Consider the following 20855-nt stretch of genomic DNA (forward strand, 5'->3'; position numbering starts at 1 on the left):
CCGGTCGCGCAATCTCCTACAACGCGTTAGTCTTCGCCTGAAGGCCCTCTATCCACAGGGCTTCAGGCCGCGCTCGCGGCACTCAGCCCGGCCCCGGCCTCGTCCCTACACGCCCGCGCACCCGAGAGGATCACGATGTCCGACGACCAGTTCGACCGCGTCCCCCCACAGGACATCGACGCGGAGATGAGCGTCCTCGGATCGATGATGCTGACGACCGAGGCCGCCAACGTCGTGTCCGAAATGCTGCGCGGGCAGGACTTCTACCAGCCCAGCCACGAGACCATCTTCGACACCATCGTCGAACTCAACGGCCGCGCCGAACCCGCCGACGCGATCACCGTCGCCGGCGAACTCAAACGCGCGGGCCTCCTGTCGAAGGTCGGCGGCGCCGCCTACCTGCACACCCTCATCGCCTCCGTGCCCACCGCCGCGAACGCCGCGTACTACGCGCGCATCGTGCGCGAGCGGGCCATCATGCGTCGCCTCGTCACCGCGGGCACGCGCGTCGTCCAGCTCGGCTACGCGGACGCCGGCGGCGACGTCGACGAGATCGTCGACCAGGCCCAGGCCGAGGTCTACGCCGTCTCCGACGGGCGCGAAACCACCGACTACGTGTCCATGACGCAGATGAGCTCCGACATCCTCAACGCGCTCGAAGACATCGAGAAGAACCAGGGCAAGCTCAACGGCGTGCCCACCGGCTTCACCGACCTCGACGAACTCACCCAGGGCCTGCACGGCGGCCAGATGATCATCGTCGCCGCCCGACCCGCCATGGGTAAATCCACGCTCGCCCTGGATTTTTGCCGATCGGCGTCCATGAAGCACGGCATCACCTCGCTCATCTTCTCGCTGGAAATGAGCTCGCAGGAAATCGCGATGCGCATGCTCTCCGCCGAATCCGGCGTACGCCTGTCCAAGATGCAGGCCGGCAAGATGAGCGACGTCGACTGGCGCAAGGTCGCCGAAACCACCTCGCGCATGAGCGAGGCACCCCTGTACGTCGACGACTCCGCGAACATCACCATCTCCGAGATCCGCTCGAAGTGCCGCCGCCTCAAGCAGCAGGAAAACCTCGGCCTCGTCGTCATCGACTACCTCCAGCTGATGACGAGCGGCCGCCAGGTCGAGTCGCGTCAGCAGGAAGTCTCCGCAATGTCGCGAAACCTCAAGCTCCTGGCCAAGGACCTCGATATTCCGGTCATCGCCGTTGCGCAGCTGAACCGTAACTCCGAGGGCCGCACCGACCGCAAGCCCATGATGAGCGACCTGCGTGAATCCGGGTCGCTCGAGCAGGACGCGGACATCATTATTCTGCTGCACCGCCCCGACTACTACGACAAGGAAGACCGCCCCGGCGAGGCCGACATCATCGTTGCCAAGCACCGCGCCGGCGCGACCGCGACCGTCACCGCCCTCTTTCAGGGCGACATGGCGCGCTTCGTCAACTACACGGGACGCCCCGAGCCCGGCGGCGGAGAGTAAGGGCGGTTTGCCCGGGCCCCGGTGGTGCGGGCCCCGCCTGATCTCCGGCCGCCGCGTGGCTGGTGTGTTTTGGTCTGGCCGCTGTGTGTGCCGGTGGGCGGCGGCCCGCCCGCGAGCCGTCCGCGCAGCGTGTTGTTGCTTGGGGCGCCGCCGGTGTTCTGGGCGCCGGAGGGCCCGACTCGTCGGGCCGGGCTGCTTTGTGCGCCCGTGGGCGGCGGCCCGCCCGCTCGCCGTCCGCGCCGCGAGCTGCGCTCGGCGCGTCGTCTCGAAGCCCGGCCAGGCCCCGCCGCCGCCCACGGCCGCCGCAGCCAGGCCCTCCGGACCCTCCGGCACCCTCCACACCAGTGGCGCCTGTTTGCTGGTGGCTGGTTCGGCGCGTTTTCCGCCCTGGCCCTGCGGCCGCCCACCGGCACCGCAGCCAGGCCCTCCGGCCCCTCCGGCACCCTCCACACCGGCGGCGCTTGTGTCGCTGTGCGTGGCTAGCGCGCTCACCGCTCACCCCCTAGCAATTTCGCATGCAATTCCCCCACGACTCTTTCAAACTATGAATTTGTGGTGTTGGAATTCCAACGTTTTCAGACTTTGTTGAAACTTCACCCAATCGAATTGCATGCGACTTTTGCTTGGTGCGCTGTCTCGGAGCCTGGCCAGGCTCTGCGGCCGCCCACCGGCACCGCAGCCAGGCCCTCCGGCCCCTCCGGCGCCCTCCACACCGGCGGCGCTTGTGTCGCTGTGCGTTGCTAGCACGCTCACCGCTCACCCCCTAGCAATTTCGCATGCAATTCCCCCACGACTCTTTCAAACTATGAATTTGTGGTGTTGGAATTGCAGCGTTTCTGAGCATTGTTGAAATTTCATGCAATCGAATTGCATGCGAAATTGGGGGAGGGGCGCGTTGGTGGGGCGAGGTGCGTGTTGGTGCGTGACTTTATTCGCCCTGTGTGGCCTATTGGTGGTGAAAGCGATACAAAATTCTCCCTGCTGGCGCAAAATGCGTCGAAAATGGGTATTTCGGGCGTGCTGGGAGAGTTTTGTACCGGTTGGGCTCGCCGAGGCTGCGAGCCGGGAGAGTTTTGTACCGACACCGGCCCCGCGTGCGGTACAAAGTTCTCCCTGCTTGGTCTGGTGGTGGGTGTGAGCGCGAAAAAGTTCTCCCAGCGCACGAAAAATGCCCCAAAAATGGCGTTTTATGGCCTGCCGGGCGAGTTTTTTCGCGAAAACACCGTAGTAGGGGCTGCGCTGGGCGAACTTTGTCGCGGGTGAGCCTGTGAAGGCCCCGCGCTGGGCGAACTTTGTCGCGCATGATGCCAGATGTGCCCCGTGCTGGGAGAGTTTTGTACCGGGGCCCGCCATGGCCGCTGCCCCCGCCGCCCGGCGTGCCCGTCGGAGTCAGGCTTGGTGACCTGCCCGGGCCAGGCGCTTGGCGCGCACGGAGGAGACCAGCCAATCGGCGCTCAGGCACGCCAGCGCCACCCACACGACGCCCATCGCGATCCAGCGGAAGGTGGGCACGGTCTCATGGAAGATGAATACGGCGACGAGGAGCTGCAGGGTCGGGCCCAGGTACTGCAGGAAGCCCATCGTCCCCAGGGTCAGTCCCCTTGCTGCCGAGGCGAACATGATGAGCGGGATCATCGTCAATGCGCCCGCGCCCACCAGGAGGGCCAGGTGAAGGGGCCACGAAAACCCGGAGCCGTCGGAAGACGCGATGGCATGGAAGGACGTGGAGGACGTGGCCACCAGATAGGCGTAGTAGCCGAGCAGGAAGGGTGAGACCGCCGCGGTTTCGATCGCCATGCCCGCGAGCGGGTCGACGCGCGCGGCCACGTCCTTCTTCACCAGTGAATACAGGCCGAACGTCAGCGCGAGCGTGAGGGAGACGATGGGGACCGCGTGCTGGCCGATGACGAGGATGATGACGGCGATGATGCCGAGGATGAGGGCGAGCGTCTGGATCGGGGTGACTCGCTCGCGCAGCACGATGAGTCCCAGCGCGATCGTGACGAGGGGGTTGATGAAGTAGCCGACTGCCGCGTCGGTCGTGTGTCCGGCGAGGACCGCGTACACGTACACCGACCAGTTGACGACGACGAGCGCGCCCGCGACCGCGAGGCGCCACAGGGCTCCGCGGTCCGCGATGAGTGCGCGCACCTTCCCGAGCGACCCCGTCACAGCGAGCGCAACCACGCAGAAGAACAAGCCCCAGACCGCGCGGTGGACGATGACCTCAACGGCGCCGGCGGGGGAGAGCAGCGAGAAGTACAGGGGGAAGAAACCCCAGATCACGTAGCAGGAGACGCCGAGGGCGAGTGCGCGTGGATCGTTCTTCTGGGTGCTCATGCTCCCAGTGTATGAACATCGCGGGGGCAGGCGCCGACGAGGGAATCGCTGTGATCACCTGGCGAGAAAGCGTGAGGGGCTGTGTCCCCCGTAATAAGGGCGGTCTCGTCGATGCCGAGGACCACGCTCAGGGCCTCCAGGTAGCGTTCCTGCTGGCTCTCCTCGCCCGCCCGGCGCGCGAGCACGGTCGGGTTGTGGATGAGTCGCGCGGCCAGGTGGCGCAGTGCGCGGGCCGCGTCGTCGGTCGAGAGGGGGGCGTCGCTGAGGCGGTCGATCTCCTCCTCGACGATGCGGAAGACGCGCGAGCGCAGGTGTCGCACGACGGGGTCCATGGAGCGTGCGCCGAGGCCGCGCTCGAAGGAGGTGACCTCCTCGTCGATGATGGTGCGGGCGCGCGTCAGCGCGTCAGCATCGGCTGCCGGGACCGACGCCTGGATGGTCGGCAGGTCGATGAGGGTCACGTTTGGCAGCGAGGCGACGGAGCTTTCGGTGTCGCGCATGAGCGCGAGGTCCAGGACGACGGTGCGCCCGGAGGCTGCGGCCATGTCGCGGGTCAGGATGGGGCTTCCCAGCCCTCGGCAGGTCACGACCAGGTCGGCGCGCTCCAGAGCAGAGGGCAGGTCTGCGGCATCAACCCAGCCGATGCCTCGTCCCTGAGCGAATTCGCGGGCGCGCCCAGACGTCGAGTAGACCGACACGTCCGATGCGCCGAGCGCGTTCAGGGCGCTGACGGTCGCCCCCGCGTAGGCGCCCGTGCCGACGATGAGCACGCGCGTGTCCTCCCACGGTCCCAGGTGATCGGCAGCCATGTCGAGGCCGACGGCGACGACCGAGCGGCCAGCCCCCGCCAGCCCGGTCTCGGTGGCGACGCGGCGCGAGGTGGCCGAGGCCCGCTCGGCGGCGCGTCCCAGGTCGCAGCTGAGGGTCCCGTCCTCCCAGGCGGTGCGCGCGGCGCGGCGCATCTGCCCGGCGATCTCGCGCTCGCCGATGACCATGGATTCCAGGCCGGATGCCGTCGCGAAAAGATCGACGAGGCCGGCGCGGCCCCACAGGTGCCGCAGCTGTACGTCGGCGCGCGGGGTGCCCGAGGCGGTGGCGAGCTCGCGCTCTACCGCGTCCTTGAGCGCGTGGGGGTCGGCCGAGGCCGGAGCGTCGACGTAGATGGTGACGCGATTGCAGGTGCGCAGGACCATGACTCCGCGCACCTGCGCCAGCGAGCGCATGAGGGTAGGGCCGAGGTCGGTCGCTCCGGAGAGCCGGGCGATGTCGTCGAGGGGGGCGTAGCGGTGGTCCGCGGAAAGCACATGAATAGTCACAACGCGTCCATTTAAGGGCACCGTCTTCTCGCGGGCAGAGGGGCGAAGCTATTTATGTTGGTGACGCCGTGTCATTTCGATATGTCGGTGAAATAAATGGCGCACTCCCGCGGATAAATAGGCGTAAAGCCAAGCTATTCCATGCTTTTGCGACGTGTGAGAAATTGTCTTGAACTAGACTGGAAAACGACGGAAACGCGCGAATTAACGCACGAAAACATCATTAAATTAAGGGAGACACATGACGACGCCCCCGCTGATCGCCGCCCTCACCGGGCAACGCGGGAACACCCCCGTGTGGTTCATGCGTCAGGCTGGACGCTCCCTGCCGGAGTATCGCCAGCTGCGCGCCGACGTCGGCCTGCCCATGCTCGAGGCCTGCCTGCGGCCCGACGTGGCCGCCGAGGCAACGGTGCAGCCCGTGCGACGCCATGGCGTGGACGCGGGCATCTTCTTTTCGGACATTATGGTCCCCCTGCGCTTGGCCGGTGTGGGCGTCGAGATTGAGCCGGGTGTCGGCCCGGTCCTCGACCACCCCTATCGAACGCGCGAGAGCATTGATGAACTACTGAGCCATCACTACGGGGAGGGCTCCTGGACCGATTCCACCGGGCGCACGCGCGACTGCGCCGACGGGGCTCAGGCGGTGCGCGACGGCGTCGCAACGGCGGTGCGCGAGCTAGGATCCACCCCGCTCATCGGCTTCGGCGGCGCCCCTTTCACGCTGGCCGCCTACATGGTCGAGGGGCGTCCCTCGCGCGATCACATGGCTGCGCGGTCGCTCGCGGCGTCGGACCCGGGCGCGTGGGACGCGCTCATGACCTGGTGTGCGCGGGTGAGCGCCGACTTCATCACTGCTCAGGTCGAGGCGGGGGCCAGCGCGGCGCAGCTCTTCGACTCGTGGGTGGGCTCCCTCTCGCCTCGTACCTATCGCGAGTCTGTTGCGCCGTACTCGCGCATGGTCGCACAGCGCGTCGCGGGTGCCGTCAGCCCGGTGACGGGCGAGCGCGCCCCGCTCATCCACTTCGGCACGGGCAGCGCCCCGATCCTGTTCGATATGGCCGAGGTCGGGGCCGACTGCGTGGGCGTCGACTGGAAGACGGACCTGTCGTGGGCCATTGAGCAGGTGCCTGGAAAGGCCGTACAGGGAAACCTGGACCCCGCGCTGTTGCAGGCCCCGTGGCCTGTTATCGAACAGGCTGTTCGAGATATTCTGAACGCGGGACGGGCTGCCCCCGGGCACGTCTTTAACCTCGGGCACGGCGTGCCGCCCACGACCGACCCCGACGTGCTGACGCGCATCGTCGAGCTGGTGCACGAGCTGGGGGAGGCCCGATGAGCGCGCTCGACGCCATCCCCACCCACCCCGGCGCGGTCGTTGTCGGTGGAGGCATCGCCGGCCTCGTGAGCGCGTGGGAACTGGCCCGCGCGGGCGTGCGCCCCCTCCTGATCGAGGCGCGCGGCTACCTGGGCGGCCTCATCGCCCGCGGCACGGTCGGCGGAGCGAACGTAGACCTGGGCGCGGAAACATACGTCGTGCGCGGCGCCGACACCTCGTCGATCGTGGACGCCCTGGGGCTGACCTCGGTCGAGCCCGCCGGCTCGGGCGCCCGCCTCTACGCCCCCGCCCTGCGCGGCGGCTGGGAGCTGCGCCCCTTCCTGCGCGACTCGTTCCTGGGAATCCCGGCTCGCCCGGACGCGCCCGACTGCGCCCGCGTGCTCGGCGAGGCCGGGGTGCGCCGCGCCCTTGAGGATCGCTCGATGGGCGGCGGCGTCGGCATGGACGAGGCCGGGGAGACCCTGGCCGGTTTCGTGACCGCGCGCATGGGGCAGGCCGTGCTGGAGCGCTCGGTGCGGCCGATCATCGCGGGCATCTACACCGCCGACCCGACCATGTTGGCGACCGATACGGTCGCTCCCGGACTGCGCGCCGAGACCGCCCGTCACGGGTCCCTGACCGCTGCGGTCGCGGCGCGTCTGGCCGCCGCCGGATCGCGCCGCACCCCCGAAGCCTGCGTTGAGGGCGGCATGTTCGTTCTCGTCGACGCGCTGCGGGCCGCCATCGAAGAGGCGGGCGGTACCGTCCTGACCCGCACGGGCGCGTTCGCGATGACGCGCGAGGCCTCGGGATGGACCCTCGAGTGTGGGCCGACCAAGCCCGGGCCCACCCCCGGAGCTGAACCCGTGCCGAGCGGGCCGGGCGTGAGCGTGACGACGGAGCGCCTCGTCCTCGCCTGCAGCGCCAGCGCCGCACTGCGCCTGCTGACCCAGGCGCGCATCCCCGGCCTCGTGCCCGATGTGAGCGTTCCCGAGGGAGCGCCCATCGCGCGCCTCACCCTGGCCGTGCGCGCCCCCGAGCTGGACGACGCGCCCGTCTCCCAGGGCCTCCTGGTCGCGCCCGCTCCCGCCGACGAGCGGCCGGTGGTGGCCAAGGCCCTGTCCCACCTCAACGTCAAATGGCCCTGGCTCGCCGACCAACTCCCGCCCCACACGCACCTGCTGCGCCTGTCCTACGGGCGCCTCGGCGAGGCCGAACCCGACGTCACCGTCGAAGGCGCCCTGCGCGATATCCGCACGCTCACCGGCGTGGACATCGCGCCCGAGGCTGTCACCGACCACCTGCTCGCCCGCTGGAACGGCACGCTCCCGCCCCTGCCCCCCGAGTATCGCGGGCGCGTGAGAGCACTCGAGGAACAGGTGCGCCCCTTGGGCAGCGTGGCGCTCACGGGCGCCTGGGTCGCCGGAACCGGCATCGCCTCCGTCGTCTCCCACGCACGCACGGGCGCGAAAGGACTGCTATGACCACGCGGACATTCGTTCTGGGAACCAGGGGATCGTGCCTGGCGCTCGCCCAATCCACCACCGTCGCGCGGGCGATCGAAGAGGCCGGGGCTCGCCTCGGCGAGGACGTGCGCGTTCAGCTGGAGGTCGTGCGCACGCACGGCGACGTGTCCGCGGCACCCCTGGCGGCGCTCGGCGGCGTCGGTGTGTTCGCCGCGCAGCTGCGGCTCGCCCTCCTCGGAGGAGAGTGCGACCTGGCCGTCCACTCCTTCAAGGACCTGCCCACCGCCCCGACGCCGGGCCTGCGCATCGCGGCCGTCCCGCAGCGCGAAGACCCCCGCGATGCCCTGTGCGCTGCCGACGGGGCGACCCTGGCATCCCTGCCGGAGGGTGCGCTCGTCGGAACGGGCTCGCCCAGGCGCGCCGCCCAGGTGCTCGCCGCGCGCCCCGACCTGCGCGTCTGCGACCTGCGTGGCAACGTCCCCACGCGGCTCTCGCGTGTGCGCGGCATCGACCTGGGCGCCGACGCGGGCACTGCACCCTCCGCCCTCGGCACGGGCGAGCGTCTCGACGCGGTCGTCCTCGCCCTCTCCGGGCTGCGGCGCATCGGCCTCGACGCCCACGCCACCGACGTGCTCGACCCAGCCATCATGATGCCCGCCCCCTCGCAGGGCGCCCTCGCCATCGAAACGCGCGACGAGTCGGACCCCCTCCTGCGAGCCCTCCTTGGCGCCCTTCACCATCGGCCGACCGCGCTCGCGGCCAGCGCCGAGCGCGCGGTCCTCTCCGCCCTGGGCGCGGGGTGCGCGGCACCCGTCGGTGCCTTTGCCCGCGTGGACGAGGCCTCCTCGACCCTCCTGCTCGACGCGCGCGTCATGAGCGTCGACGGGCGCGAGCGGGTCGAGGCGAGTGGTGCGCGCGCGCTCACGGACTTGGTTGGTCGCGGCGAGGCGGCCCGACTCGGCGAGGATGTGGCGCGCCAGCTGCTCGACGGCGGCGCCGCCGAGGTCACCGACCTGGGAGCGACGAAAGCGCCGAGGCAATCCTCGTGAACGAGCCCTCAGTGAGCGCACCCTCAGTGAACGTGCAGTTGACCGGGCGGCGGATCCTCCTGACCCGCGCCAAGCAGGAGGATGCCATCGCGCGCGCCCTGCGCCGCGCCGGGGCGCAGGTGGATGCTCTCGCCCTTACCATGTCGACGCCGCTGGAGTCTGCGCAGCTCGACGCGGCCCGCGACCGGCTCGCTGACGGCGCGTACGCGTGGGTCGTCTTCTCCTCCTGGAGGGCCGCGCGGGCCGTCGTTTCCGCCCTGCCGCAGGCGCGCTCGCGCGGCACGCGCATCGCCGCCGTCGGCCAGGCCACGGCCCAATGGATCAGCGACCACGCGGGCGTGAGCGCCGACCTGATCGGGGCTGGATCCGCCGCCGCGCTGCTCGAGTGCTTCCCTGCCCCATCCTCTGACGAGCGCCCGGTCCTCATCCCCCGGTCGGCGGCAGCGCCCGACACGCTGCCGGACGGGCTTCGCGGCCTCGGCTGGAGCGTCGAGGCCGTCGACGCCTACACCACTCTCCCCGCCGATGCCGGGGATATTGACGCCGATATCGCGGGGAATTTTCGCGCGGGTCACTACGACGCAGCGGTGCTCACCGCCTCCTCCCAGGCGCGCGCCCTCCCCCCGCTCCTCGGCCTGCCGCCCCCCTCAACCCGGGTCGTGACCATCGGCGCACCCACCGCCGCCACCGCCAGGCGTCAGGGGATCGCGGTCGCGGCCCAGGCCTCGTCCCCCACACCCGATGCCATCGTCCGCGCCCTCACCGACGCCCTGGCCCGCCCCACCCACGCCGACGCACCTGAAGAAAGAGACTCATGACTACCGTCCCCGAATCCGTCACCTCCTACCTCGCCGAGGCCGGGGTGGACTCCTCCCCGATCCCGACGATCCGCCCGCGCCGCCTGCGCTCGACCCCCGCGATGCGTGCGCTCGTGCGCGAAACCCACGTCGACCCCGCCAAGCTCATCTGGCCCGTCTTCGTGCGCGACGACATCGACGAACCCCGCGAAATCGCCGCAATGCCCGGCCAGTACCAGCACACGATCGACTCGCTGCGCCGAGCCGCAGCCGAGGCCGCCGAAGCGGGCGTGGGTGCCATCGACCTGTTCGGCGTGCCCGCCCGCCGGGACGCGATCGGCTCCCAGGCGTGGGCGGAGGACGGGATCCTCAACCGCGGCCTCGCCGCCGTGCGCGCCGAGGTCGGGGACGCCCTCGTCGTGTGCGCGGACACCTGCCTGGACGAGTTCACCGACCACGGGCACTGTGGGCTCCTCGATTCCGAAGGCGGCGTCGACAATGACGCGACCCTGCCGCTCTACCAGGCGATGGCGATTTCCCAGGCGCGCGCGGGCGCGCACATGGTGTCGCCCTCGGGCATGATGGACGGCCAGGTCGCCGCGATCCGCGCCGCCCTCGACCAGGCGGGATACGCCCACGTCGCTATCCTCGCCTACTCCGCGAAGTACGCGTCCGCCTACTTTGGGCCCTTCCGCGAGGCTGTCGGTTCCACGCTCAAGGGCGACCGACGCACCTACCAGCAGGATCCCGCGAACCGGCGCGAAGGCCTCTTCGAGGCGCTGCTCGACGCGGCCGAGGGCGCCGACATGCTCATGGTCAAGCCCGCCGGACCCTACCTCGACGTGCTGGCCGACGTTGCCGCCGCCTCCGACATCCCGGTCGCCGCCTACCAGGTGTCCGGCGAATACGCGATGGTCGAGGCCGCCGCCGCCAATGGATGGATCGACCGCACCCGCGTCATCGACGAATCCCTCACCGGTATCTTCCGCGCGGGCGCCGACTCCGTCCTCACCTACTGGGCCCTCGAGGTCGCCCGCCGGGCCCGCTGAGTGCGCTGAGCGCGCGTACCATAGCAACAATCCGTTTTTCTTCGATGAAGGTAGCCGTGACTACTAACGAAACCGCATTCTCCCAAGCAAAATCCGTGATCCCAGGCGGCGTGGACTCGCCCGTGCGCGCCTTCGGTGGCGTCGGCGGCACCCCGCGCTTCATCGCGAGCGCGAGCGGCGCGCGCGTCACCGACGTCGAGGGACGCTCCTACGTGGACCTGGTCGGGTCGTGGGGTCCGGCGCTGCTCGGCCACGCGCACCCCGAGGTGGTGGCAGCCGTCCAGGAGGCCGCCTCGCGTGGCCTGTCCTTCGGTGCGCCGACCGAAACTGAGACGCTGCTGGCCAGCGCCGTGCGCGAGCGCGTGCCCTTCGCGGAGCGCGTCCGCTTCGTGTCGACGGGCACCGAGGCGACGATGACGGCGATCCGCCTGGCGCGCGGCGCCACCGGGCGCGACCTCATCGTGAAATTCGCCGGCAATTACCACGGCCATTCCGACGGCCTGCTCGCTGCCGCCGGGTCGGGTGTCGCCACGGGCGGCCTGCCCGGGTCGGCCGGCGTCCCCGAGGCCATCACCGCCCAGACGATCGTCCTGCCCTACAACGATGTTGACGCCCTGCGCGCGTGCTTCGAGCAGGTGGGTGACAGTATCGCCGCCGTCATCTTCGAGGGCGCCCCCGCCAACATGGGCACGGTCCCGCCCCACCCCGGGTGGAACCGCGAAATCCGCCGCCTGTGCACCGCGCACGGCGCGCTCATGATCCTCGACGAGGTCCTCACCGGCTTCCGCGTCGACCCCGCCGGCTGGTGGGGCCTCGAGGCCGTGGCCGGGTGGGTTGATGGCGCGCCCGCGGGCCGCTACGGCGCCGGTTTCATCGACGCATCCTCCGTCGAGCATGCCGACTGGGTACCCGACCTCGTGACCTTTGGCAAGGTCGTGGGCGGCGGCATGCCCCTGGCGGCCGTCGCCGGGCGCGCGGATGTCATGGACCTGCTGGCTCCTCTCGGCCCCGTCTACCAGGCGGGCACGCTCTCGGGCAACCCTCTGGCCACGGTCGCCGGCCTGCGCACCCTCGAACTCGCTGATCAGGGCGTGTACGACCGCGTCAACGCCTCGGCCCAGGAGATCAGCACGATCGTGTCGGACGCGCTCAGCGCTGCGGGCGTCGCGCACCGCGTCCAGCGCACGGGATCCCTGTTCTCCGTCATGTTCGGCGAGGCCGCGGCCTCCTCGGGCGTGTACGACTACGACCAGGCGCGCGCCCAGGAGGCGTGGCGCTACGCCCCGTTCTTCCACTCGTTCCTGTCCTCGGGTGTGGCCCTGCCGCCCTCGGTGTACGAGGTGTGGTTCGTGTCCGGCGCTCACGGCGAGGCGGAGCTGGAGGCTATCGCCGCCGCCGCTCCGGCCGCCGCGCAGGCTGCCGCCGCCGCTCAGCCCGAGTAATCGACCGCGTCGCGTCATCTGCGGCGTGAACGGCTCAGGGGTGGGGATCCTGGTGGGTCCCCACCCCTCGTCTTTTCCGTCGGTGGGTGGTGATGGGGGTTTTGCACTACACGAGGCCCTCTGACGGCGTGTCGCCGGCGTGTCGCACCCTCATGTAGTGCAATTCCCCCCGCCCCGCAGGCTGTCTGAGGCGGCGCGGTGCTACAAGGACGAGGGCAAGGGGGCGGTGCCTTAGGGACGAGGAAAACAAAGAAACCAAGAAGCCAAGAAGACAACGAAAAAGCGTGACACCTCTGCGGTGTCACGCTGGCGGGGGTGGGGCGCGCGATGCTCACGCGCCCCGCATCAGCTCAGGCGCGAGTGCGTGCGATCGAGAGGATCGCGGGGGAGACGATCAGGGCGGTCAGGGCGATAACGACCGCGAAGACGACCGACGCGACCGAGGCAACCTGCAGGGCGGCGAACACGCCGAGGGCCGCGAGGACGACGATGAGGGCCACGAGCACGGAGGCCGAGGCGGTGGCCTGGGACATGGTGGGAGCGGTTTCAGCCTTGACGATGTTGTTCATGGGGTTCTCCTTGAGAATGTCTTCGCGCGGAAACGCGAAGCGCGCCCCGCACGCCAGCGTGTGTGGGCCTTGTCGGCCCGTGTCGCCCGGGTGAGCGACGGTATTGAAAAAGGGAGGTGACTCGTGGTCGCCCCCCTTGGTGCAGTCACAATGCTACGCCGATTTCACCGATCGGTCTATACCTCGCAATCCCTTGTAAGGCATGGCACAAGCATCGTAAAAACCAGTTAAAAAGCAGTTGTGTCAACGAAAAAATTATGTGTGAGATGAGTGAGGAACATGCTGTTTCGTGCAAGTGTGCCCGAGTGGAAGCTCCACCCGGGCACACAGTGTCACTCGGCTCGTGCCACATTCATGGCTTGGAGGCCCTTTGGTCCTTCAATCGCCTCATATTCGACCTTCTCGCCCTCTAGAAGAGTGCGTCGCCCAGACTGGCCGATGATGTTTGAATAGTGCACGAAGACGTCGCCGGATTCGTCATCGGGAGTGATGAATCCGAAGCCTTTGGCGTCGTTGAACCATTTGATGGTCCCGGTAGCCATGGGCCCTCCTTCGTGTTCGCCCCAACGCTGGGGTACCGTTCGGCCCCGTCTGCGGAGCCGACATGGTCCCGTCGCCCCTGCCCGGCAATATTGCCCCCGGACTGGGCGTGCGGAATCACACTAATACGGTACCGCACTCGCAGCCAAAATGTGGCTGACCTGCGTAATCGTGATGAAGAAGTTTTTGGGGTGATGGCGCTACTTGTCCCCACTTAGACGAACCGGAACGATGGCCTGCACGTCCTCGCCTTCGAAGTCCACGCTCCCGATCGCTACGTCCACGCCAAAGACGCGCGCGAGGGTGTCCGCGTTCATGACGGAGGAGGCGGGACCGACCACGGCCTCGTGCGTGGAGGAGAAGAGCGCGACCTGGTCCGCGACGCGCAGGGCGTGCGCCGGGTAGTGCGTGTTCATGATGACGGCGAGGCCTCGGTCCCGCACAAGGCGCTCGAGGAGTCCCAGGACGATCAGCTGGTTGCGGAAGTCGAGGCCGGTCTCCGGCTCGTCGAGTACGAGGACACGCGGGTCGGCAACGAGGGCGCGGGCGATGAGGATCATCTGGAACTGGCCGCCCGACATGGTCGCGCAGGGCATCTCGGCCAGGTGGGAGGCGCCCACCTCGTCGAGGACGTCGCGGGCCATGCGCTCCTCGCGTGCTCCGGGCTGTGCGAGGGTGCGCATGTGCGGGGCTCGCCCGACCATCACCATCTCGAGGCCGGTGAGCGCCACGTTGGATGCGTTGCGGGCCTGCGGCACGTAGGACAGGACGCGGCCCAGCGCGCGGGTCGACATCGACGAAATGGGGGTGCCGTCGATGAGTGTGCGCCCGCTGTCCCACTTCTGCAGGCCGATCATGGTGCGCAGCAGCGTCGTCTTGCCGGCGCCGTTGGGACCCAGAATCGCTAGGAGCGAGCGTTCGGGCACCTCGAAGGACACGTTCGTCAGGATCGGGGAGGGGGCACCCGGATAGGTGAAGGTCGCGTTCTCGACGCTGATCATCGCGCTCCTCCCGTCCGGCGCAGCAGCACGATAAAGAAGGGTGCGCCGATGATGGCCGTCAGGATCGAAATAGGAATTTCCGAGGCCGACAGGGAACGCGCGAGCGTATCGATGACGATCATGAGGGCCGACCCGAGTAGCAGTGAGACCGGGATGACCGCGCGGTTGTTTTGCCCGCACAGCATGCGCGCGCAGTGCGGCACGAGCAGGCCGACCCAGCCGACCTGCCCGCACATCGAAATGACCGAGGCCGTGATGACCGTCGAGGCGACGATGAGGATGGCGCGCATGAGGGAGACGTTGACGCCGGCTGAGCGGGCCTCGTCCTCTGAGAGGGAGAGGATGTTGAGCTGCCAGCGCAGCGCCACGATGACGACGATGCCCGCGATGATGAAGGGGGCGCCCAGCGCGATCTGGTGGTAGGTGACCGCAGCGAGCGAGCCCATCAGCCAGTAGGTGATTTCGGGGAGCTGACTCGTGGGGTCGGCCGTCAGCTTGAGGAGCGAGAGGACCGCGTTCGCCAGGGCGGAGACAATGACGCCGCCGAGCACGAGCGTGATGACATTGAAAGAACCCGTGCGCGTGCGTGAGATCGCCGTCGTGAAAGCCATCGTCGCCAGGCCCGCGACGAGCGCCGCGGCCTGCACACCGATCAGGTTCCAGTCCAGCAGCAGGGCGATGACCGCGCCGACGCACGTGCCAGCCGCGACGCCCAGGGTGTCCGGCGTGGCCAGGGGGTTGGAGAACAGCGACTGGAAGGAGGCGCCCGCGACGGACAGGCCCCCGCCGATCAGGATCGCCACGATGATGCGCGGCGCTCGCAGGTCAAAGACGACGGAGTTGACGCGCGGGGGCACCGCCGGGCCACCCCAGAACCTCGCGCGCAGCGCCGCAACCACGTCCTCCAGGGACACGGAAAAACGGCCAATCAGCATGGCTGCCACCGCGCACACGACGATGAGGGCGATCAGTGTGGGGACCACCCACACGCGCAGTCGCCCATTCCTGGTCAACACAGACTTCATGATGTCCTCTCCCCGACGCACAGCCGGGCGTTTCGCGCACAAGGTGCCCCGGCCTCGTCGATAGGGGAGACGAGGCCGGGGACAGGTATCAGGACGCGGTGTCCGGGTTGATGATGCGCTGGGCCTGCTCGTCCGTGAGCGTGAAGTTGTACATCTTCTGGTAGTAGTCCTTCGTCATGGCTACGAGGTCAACGTCGGAGAACTGCTCCGGGTAAAGGGACGCTCCGATCCAGTTGGCGACGATGGGAGCATCCGGGTTCGGGGTGAACCAGTTCCACATGCCCAGGCCGGTGGAGTAGACGCGGCCGGACTTCACCGAGCTGAGGGTGGAGAAGTCCACGCCCTCGACCGAGTTCGTCAGGACGGTGTTGGCCGTCATGTTCGACATGCCCTTGCCGGTGACGAGGAGGACCTGGGGATCCCACGTGAGAACCTGCTCGAAGGTGACCGGCGTGTGCGAGGTGTCGGTGTCGCGCGAGACGTTCGTGTAGTTCAGAGAGTCGGCCCATTCGTTGGTGAACCAGCCGTCCTTGCCGCCCGCGACCGCGAGCTGACCGTCCGCCGCGCCCATGAGCACCATCGTCGAGACGCGCTGATCCTCGGGAACCTTCGCGGTGCGCGCGCGGGCGCCGGCGACCAGGTCCTTGCCGAGCGCGATCTTGTCGGCCATGTGCCCGTCCTCGTTAAAGACGTCCTCGAGGAGCTCCATCCACTCTGTGTACGTCTCCGACGGGTTCCCCATCGTCGTGAAACCAACGGCCGGGATGCCCGCCTTGCGGAACATTTCGCCGTGTTCCTTGTTGAAGGCGTTGTAGAAGACGACGTCGACGTTCAGGTTGAGCAGGGCCTCGGCGTTGAGCTCGCCCTTGTCGTAGTAGCTGGTGTCCACCTGCATCATTTCGGGCGCCATCTCGGCGGCGATCGTCTGGCTCATGGCCTTGACGCGGGCGGCGCTCATGCCCACCAGGTAGGGGGCCTTGCCGTCGAAGTAGGCCAGGTAGGTGGACTCGATCGGGATCTGGTCGATGGCGACGCGGGTGATCTTCTCGGGCAGGACGACCTCGTTGCCCGCGTGGTCGGTGATCGTGCGCGTGGACGAGGTCGTGGCCTCCTGGGTGGTTTGCTCCGGCTGGGCGGTGGTGGAGCCTGTACCGCCCGCGCAGGCGGTGAGGGCCAGGGCGGCGGTGGCCAGGATGGTGGTCAGGGTGGCGAGATGGGTCTTCATCGCGTCCTCTCGTGTGTTGTGGATTACGAGGGAAATGCTACACAAAATTAGGTGCCCCTCACAAGGGTGAGTGTGGCATTATGACACGGTGTTATTTCCTTGGTTTCTCACGGGTGTTGTTGGCGCGTGAGGTGCGGTCCTGGCCTCGTCAATCCCCTCGCGGGGAGCGGGACGCAAATGTGCATGCCCGTTTTTATCCTGGTGGCGATAGGTAGAAGCGTGCGGAAGGAGCATCATGGCTGCGGAGCTTGATCTGGAGCGTGCCCTCGTCATTGGGGTCGCGTCGAGTGCACTGTTCGACCTGAGGGAGTCCGACGCGGTGTTCCGCGAGCAGGGGGAAGAGCGGTATCGCGAGTATCAGCGCGAGCATCTCGATGACGTGCTCGAACCGGGCGTCGCGTTTCCCTTTATTCGTCGCCTCCTCGACCTGAACGACCTGTCGGATCGGGAACGCCTCGTGGAGGTCGTTATCCTCTCGCGTAACGACCCTGAGACCGGGATGCGGGTCATGCGTTCCGTTGCGCGTCACGGATTGGACATTACGCGCGCTATCTTCATGCAGGGCCGTGCCCCTTATCGCTTCATGAAGCCGCTGCGCATGTCCCTCTTCCTCTCCGCGAACGAGGATGATGTGCGCGAGGCGATCGACATGGGATTCGCGGCGGGGCACGTCGTTGGGTGCGCCCAGCCGGATGACGGAGATACCGACCTGCGTATCGCCTTCGACTTTGACGGCGTGCTGGCCGATGATTCGGCCGAGCGAGTGTTCCAGAGTGAGGGTCTCGAGGAGTATCAGCAGAATGAGAATGCCCTGGCCGAGGTGCCTCTCTCCCGAGGTCCGATGGCTGATTTTCTGGAGAAAATCAACCGAATTCAGGGGATCGAGGAGTCGAAAAGTCTGGATGATCCGTCAGGGTATCGGCGCAGGGTGCACGTTGCTGTCGTGACGGCTCGGAGCGCCCCGGCGCATGAGCGTGCGATCAACTCGATTGGGCAGTGGGGCCTGCGCGTCAACGATGCCTTCTTCCTCGGCGGCATCGACAAGGGGCCCATCCTGGAGGTGCTGCGCCCGCACATCTTCTTCGATGACCAGCGCCGCCACGTGGAAGGAGCCGCGCTCTCCACCCCGAGTGTCCACATCCCCTTCGGTGCGATCAACAGGCAGTAGGTGTCGGGGCCTGGGAGACTAGACGCATGAGCTCATCCGCGCGCGATGCCCGCCGCCTCACACCCGTCGAGGTGGCGACTGCTGGCGCGCTCTCGGGCCTGGCCGTCACCTTCGGCCTCATCGCCGCCGTGACCCCCGTCTTCCAGCTCCTCTTCCAGGTTGCCACGGCCGTCCCCCTCGCGATGGTTTCCCTCACGCACCGGCCTCGAGCCGCGGTCGCAGCCTTCGCCTCGACGATCCTCCTCGCCGTCGCAGTCGGCGGCGTCGCCACGGCCGGCCGCTCCTTCCAAGCTGCCCTCGTCGGCCTCATCATCGGCTTCCTCCACAAGAAACGCGCCTCCTGGCTCCCCGTCTCCGGCGTCGCCGCCGGCCTCGGCGTCCTGTGGGGCATCGGCACCGGCATCGCCTTCTGGATCCTGTCCGACCTGCGCACCCTCGGCCTCGAAAGCATCCAAAAGACCCTCGACGGTTTCCTTAAGCTCATCGGCCACATCCCCCATTCCGGCGGCTTCGTCGACGCGGGCCACCAGCTCGGCCAATGGTTCGTCGACTGGTGGTGGATCTGGATCCCCATCACGCGCTTCATCGGCGTGGCCTTCCTGGTCCTCGCGGCCCGGTGGCTCCTCGGCGCCATCCTCAGCCGCATCTCCCTCGACGCGGGCTGGGACCCGCTCCTGGACGTGACCGCCCGCTCGGCGGACCCGCGTGAAGGGGTCGAGGCCTCGTCCCCCCTGCCCCTGACCCTCACCGACGTCGACTTCACCTACCCGGGCGCCGACCATCCCGCCCTGAGCGGTGTCACCCTCAGCTTCGAACGCCCCGAGTACACCGTCGTCGTCGGACACAACGGGTCGGGCAAATCCACCCTCGCCCTCCTCCTCGCGGGCGCTGAACCCGGCTCTGGGACGCGTGAGGGTGGCGGGGTCCTCGGGGCTGTCGGCGGGACCGCTCTCGTGGGGCAGCGCTCCGAACTCCTCGTTCTCGGACAGAGTGTCGCCGAAGACGTCACCTGGGGCATGAACGCCACGCAGATCGCCGGCCTCGACCTCGACGAGCTGCTCGCCAGTGTTGGCCTCTCCGGCCTCGCCGACGCCGACCCGCGCTCCCTCTCCGGCGGTCAGCTCCAACGCCTCGCGCTCGCGGGCGCGCTCGCGCGCTCCCCGCGCCTGCTCATCTCCGACGAATCCACCGCCATGATCGACCGCGCGGGCCGCGCCGAGATGCTCGACCTCCTCGCCTCCCTCCCCGCGCGCGGCATCGCCGTCGTCCACATCACCCACGACCCCGCCGAAAGCGCGCGCGCCGACCGCGTCATCACGATTCGTAGCGGGCGCATCGTCTCCGACCGTTGCGCAGGGGAGGGGAGCGTCGCCGCGGATGGGCTTCTCATCGACGAGGCCGGGGATCCTCCCGCTTCCCCCGCCCCCGCCGCGTCGGGCCTGCCTGCGTCTTCCATGGCGGGCGCGCCCGCCCTCATCAAAGCAGCCCACCTGTGGGCCGACCGCGTCGCCCACACCTACGACCTCGGCACCCCCTGGGAGAAGCCGGTCCTGCGCGACGTCAGCCTCATCCTCGATCCCGGCCAGGCCATGCTCATCACCGGGGACAACGGCTCGGGCAAGACGACGCTGTCGCGCGTCCTCACCGGCCTCCTTGTGCCCACCTGGGGGCGCGTCACCCTCGGCGGGCGCCCCATGGAACGCTGCGTCGGCGATGTCGCTCTTTCCATGCAATTCGCGCGCCTCCAGCTCCAGCGCCCCTCCGTGCGCTCCGACATCCTCGCCGCCGCAGGCTACGGTCCGCGCGTCGGCACCGGCTCCGCCCACCGCAAGGGCGCGATCACCCGCGAGGCGGGCGACCGCATCGTCGCCGAGGCCATGGAACTCGTCGGCCTCGACCCCGCCCTCGCGTCGCGCGGCATCGACGACCTCTCCGGAGGGCAGATGCGCCGCGTCGCCCTCGCCGGCCTGCTCGCCTCGCACCCGAGCGTTCTCATCCTCGACGAGCCCATGGCGGGCCTCGACGCGGCCTCGCGCGACCTGCTCATCTCCGTCCTGGACGAGCGGCGCCGGACGGGCCTATCCATCCTCGTCATCTCCCACGACCTCGAAGGCATGGACTCCCTGTGCGACACCCACGGCCACCTCGCCGAGGGGGTGCTCTCATGATCGAACCGCACTCCGCCTGCGGGGCTACCGGCCCCGGCGGTGGCGCCAGCGAGGGCCGGTTCTCGAGGACCCCTCCCGGCCTCGGCGAAGGAATCCCGCGCCCGAAGCCGCGGCGAAGCACGGGCTTCACCCTGCCTCGACCCCTGCCCTGGGCGACGCCGCTGTCGCGCGCCTGGCCCGGCACCCTCATCGCCTGCTGGACCGTGCTCACCACGTGCGTGATCCTCTCGCCGCGCTGGTCGACGCTCGCGATCGTCGGTGGCCTCATCGTCGTCGCGTCGCTGATTATCCGCCTGCCTCTCAGCGTCGCGCCGCGCCCACCCCTGTGGATGATCTCCGGATTTATTGGCGGCTGCATCGGCGCCTGGCTGGGCGATGGACTCGAGCTGTTCCTGCGAGTCTCTACCCTGGCGCTCGTCGTCCTGTGGGGGTCGGGCCTCATCGCGTGGGTAACGCCGACCGCGGCGCTCGCCGCCGCGCTGCGCTTCTTCCTCACGCCGCTGCGGCTCCTGGGAGTGCCAGTCGATCAGTGGTCGCTCGTCATGGCCTCCGCCCTGCGAGGCCTGCCGATGCTGCGTGACCAAGCGCAGGCGGTGCTCGATACCGCCAAGCTGCGTCTCGGCCAGGATGTGGCCACCCTGTCGCTGCGCGGCTATGCGCGCCTGAGCGTCGACGTCATCACCGCGATCCTGTCCGCCACGTCACGCGGCGCCGCCGAAACCGGGCGGGCCATGTCCATGCGGGGAGCCATCGAGGCGCATGATGGCGCGGGTCGTGGCGCGCGCGTGCGGCTCGGTTGGGTGGATGCCGCTGTGATCGCTGCGAGCCTGTTGGGTGTCGCTGGCATCGTTGCGTGCAGGTTGATGCTGTAGGTTATCGCTGCTGTTTTCGGTG

At 68.7% G+C, this 20855-nt stretch carries 18 protein-coding genes; 11 read left to right on the top strand and 7 right to left on the bottom strand.

The window, feature by feature from the left end; translation table 11 throughout:
• Window positions 1-135 precede the first annotated feature (135 nt).
• Together dnaB and HMPREF1478_RS10310 are read left to right on the top strand one after the other, a co-directional pair.
• Window positions 136-1488: a replicative DNA helicase gene (gene dnaB / locus HMPREF1478_RS03455; protein ID WP_016460696.1), complete on the top strand. Its 1353-nt coding sequence runs from the start codon at window positions 136-138 to the stop codon at window positions 1486-1488.
• A 918-nt stretch (window positions 1489-2406) separates the two neighbouring features.
• Window positions 2407-2751: a hypothetical protein gene (locus tag HMPREF1478_RS10310; RefSeq protein WP_016460697.1), complete on the top strand. Its 345-nt coding sequence runs from the start codon at window positions 2407-2409 to the stop codon at window positions 2749-2751.
• Between the two features lie 126 nt (window positions 2752-2877).
• On the opposite strand, the gene rarD is transcribed toward HMPREF1478_RS10310, so the two are convergent.
• On the bottom strand, window positions 2878-3828 hold the full coding sequence (gene rarD, locus HMPREF1478_RS03460; RefSeq protein WP_016460698.1) for an EamA family transporter RarD: 951 nt from the start codon (window positions 3826-3828) through the stop codon (window positions 2878-2880).
• On the bottom strand, window positions 3825-5144 hold the full coding sequence (locus tag HMPREF1478_RS03465; protein ID WP_034474876.1) for a glutamyl-tRNA reductase: 1320 nt from the start codon (window positions 5142-5144) through the stop codon (window positions 3825-3827). The genes rarD and HMPREF1478_RS03465 overlap by 4 nt, the downstream gene beginning before the upstream one ends.
• Window positions 5145-5385: 241 nt before the next feature.
• Between HMPREF1478_RS03465 and hemE the strand changes: the two genes are divergently transcribed.
• The 6 genes from hemE to hemL are packed head-to-tail and all read left to right on the top strand — an operon-like array spanning window position 5386 to window position 12265.
• Complete coding sequence (gene hemE, locus HMPREF1478_RS03470) at window positions 5386-6483, top strand: uroporphyrinogen decarboxylase (RefSeq protein ID WP_016460700.1); 1098 nt, start codon at window positions 5386-5388, stop codon at window positions 6481-6483.
• Window positions 6480-7946: a protoporphyrinogen/coproporphyrinogen oxidase gene (locus HMPREF1478_RS03475; protein WP_016460701.1), complete on the top strand. Its 1467-nt coding sequence runs from the start codon at window positions 6480-6482 to the stop codon at window positions 7944-7946. The genes hemE and HMPREF1478_RS03475 overlap by 4 nt, the downstream gene beginning before the upstream one ends.
• A complete protein-coding gene (hemC, locus tag HMPREF1478_RS03480) occupies window positions 7943-8977 on the top strand; it encodes a hydroxymethylbilane synthase (protein ID WP_016460702.1) in 1035 nt (344 codons plus the stop codon). Before HMPREF1478_RS03475 ends, hemC begins: the two co-directional genes overlap by 4 nt.
• 11 nt (window positions 8978-8988) lie before the next feature.
• Complete coding sequence (locus tag HMPREF1478_RS03485) at window positions 8989-9795, top strand: uroporphyrinogen-III synthase (protein ID WP_232207414.1); 807 nt, start codon at window positions 8989-8991, stop codon at window positions 9793-9795.
• Window positions 9792-10823 (top strand): porphobilinogen synthase, encoded by a 1032-nt coding sequence (gene hemB / locus HMPREF1478_RS03490; RefSeq protein ID WP_016460704.1) that lies wholly within the window; start codon window positions 9792-9794, stop codon window positions 10821-10823. Before HMPREF1478_RS03485 ends, hemB begins: the two co-directional genes overlap by 4 nt.
• Window positions 10824-10867: 44 nt before the next feature.
• Entirely contained in the window at window positions 10868-12265 is a 1398-nt protein-coding gene (gene hemL, locus HMPREF1478_RS03495; RefSeq protein ID WP_034474879.1) for a glutamate-1-semialdehyde 2,1-aminomutase, read from the top strand.
• A 350-nt stretch (window positions 12266-12615) separates the two neighbouring features.
• Here the strand turns inward: hemL and HMPREF1478_RS03500 are convergent, their stop codons facing one another.
• From HMPREF1478_RS03500 to HMPREF1478_RS03520, 5 genes are all read right to left on the bottom strand, one after another.
• Window positions 12616-12834, bottom strand: coding sequence for a hypothetical protein (locus tag HMPREF1478_RS03500; protein ID WP_016460706.1), 219 nt, complete (start codon window positions 12832-12834; stop codon window positions 12616-12618).
• A 332-nt stretch (window positions 12835-13166) separates the two neighbouring features.
• Complete coding sequence (locus tag HMPREF1478_RS03505; RefSeq protein ID WP_003791482.1) at window positions 13167-13376, bottom strand: cold-shock protein; 210 nt, start codon at window positions 13374-13376, stop codon at window positions 13167-13169.
• Between the two features lie 198 nt (window positions 13377-13574).
• On the bottom strand, window positions 13575-14375 hold the full coding sequence (locus HMPREF1478_RS03510; RefSeq protein ID WP_016460707.1) for an ABC transporter ATP-binding protein: 801 nt from the start codon (window positions 14373-14375) through the stop codon (window positions 13575-13577).
• Entirely contained in the window at window positions 14372-15400 is a 1029-nt protein-coding gene (locus tag HMPREF1478_RS03515) for a FecCD family ABC transporter permease (protein WP_016460708.1), read from the bottom strand. Before HMPREF1478_RS03515 ends, HMPREF1478_RS03510 begins: the two co-directional genes overlap by 4 nt.
• A gap of 88 nt (window positions 15401-15488) precedes the next feature.
• On the bottom strand, window positions 15489-16625 hold the full coding sequence (locus tag HMPREF1478_RS03520) for an ABC transporter substrate-binding protein (RefSeq protein WP_016460709.1): 1137 nt from the start codon (window positions 16623-16625) through the stop codon (window positions 15489-15491).
• Window positions 16626-16860: 235 nt separating this feature from the next.
• On the opposite strand from HMPREF1478_RS03520, the gene HMPREF1478_RS03525 reads away from it, so the two are divergent.
• Genes HMPREF1478_RS03525 through HMPREF1478_RS03535 form a run of 3 tightly spaced genes read left to right on the top strand, consistent with a single transcriptional unit; the run spans window position 16861 to window position 20833 of the window.
• Window positions 16861-17793 carry a 5'-nucleotidase gene (locus HMPREF1478_RS03525; protein ID WP_016460710.1) on the top strand — a complete coding sequence of 311 codons (933 nt, stop codon included), beginning with the start codon at window positions 16861-16863 and terminating at the stop codon, window positions 17791-17793.
• A gap of 26 nt (window positions 17794-17819) precedes the next feature.
• Entirely contained in the window at window positions 17820-19961 is a 2142-nt protein-coding gene (locus tag HMPREF1478_RS03530; RefSeq protein ID WP_016460711.1) for an ABC transporter ATP-binding protein, read from the top strand.
• Entirely contained in the window at window positions 19958-20833 is an 876-nt protein-coding gene (locus tag HMPREF1478_RS03535; protein ID WP_016460712.1) for an energy-coupling factor transporter transmembrane component T, read from the top strand. Before HMPREF1478_RS03530 ends, HMPREF1478_RS03535 begins: the two co-directional genes overlap by 4 nt.
• Window positions 20834-20855: the final 22 nt, after the last annotated feature.

It is taken from the genome of Actinomyces sp. HPA0247 (genome assembly GCA_000411415.1).
Lineage (GTDB): Bacteria > Actinomycetota > Actinomycetes > Actinomycetales > Actinomycetaceae > Pauljensenia.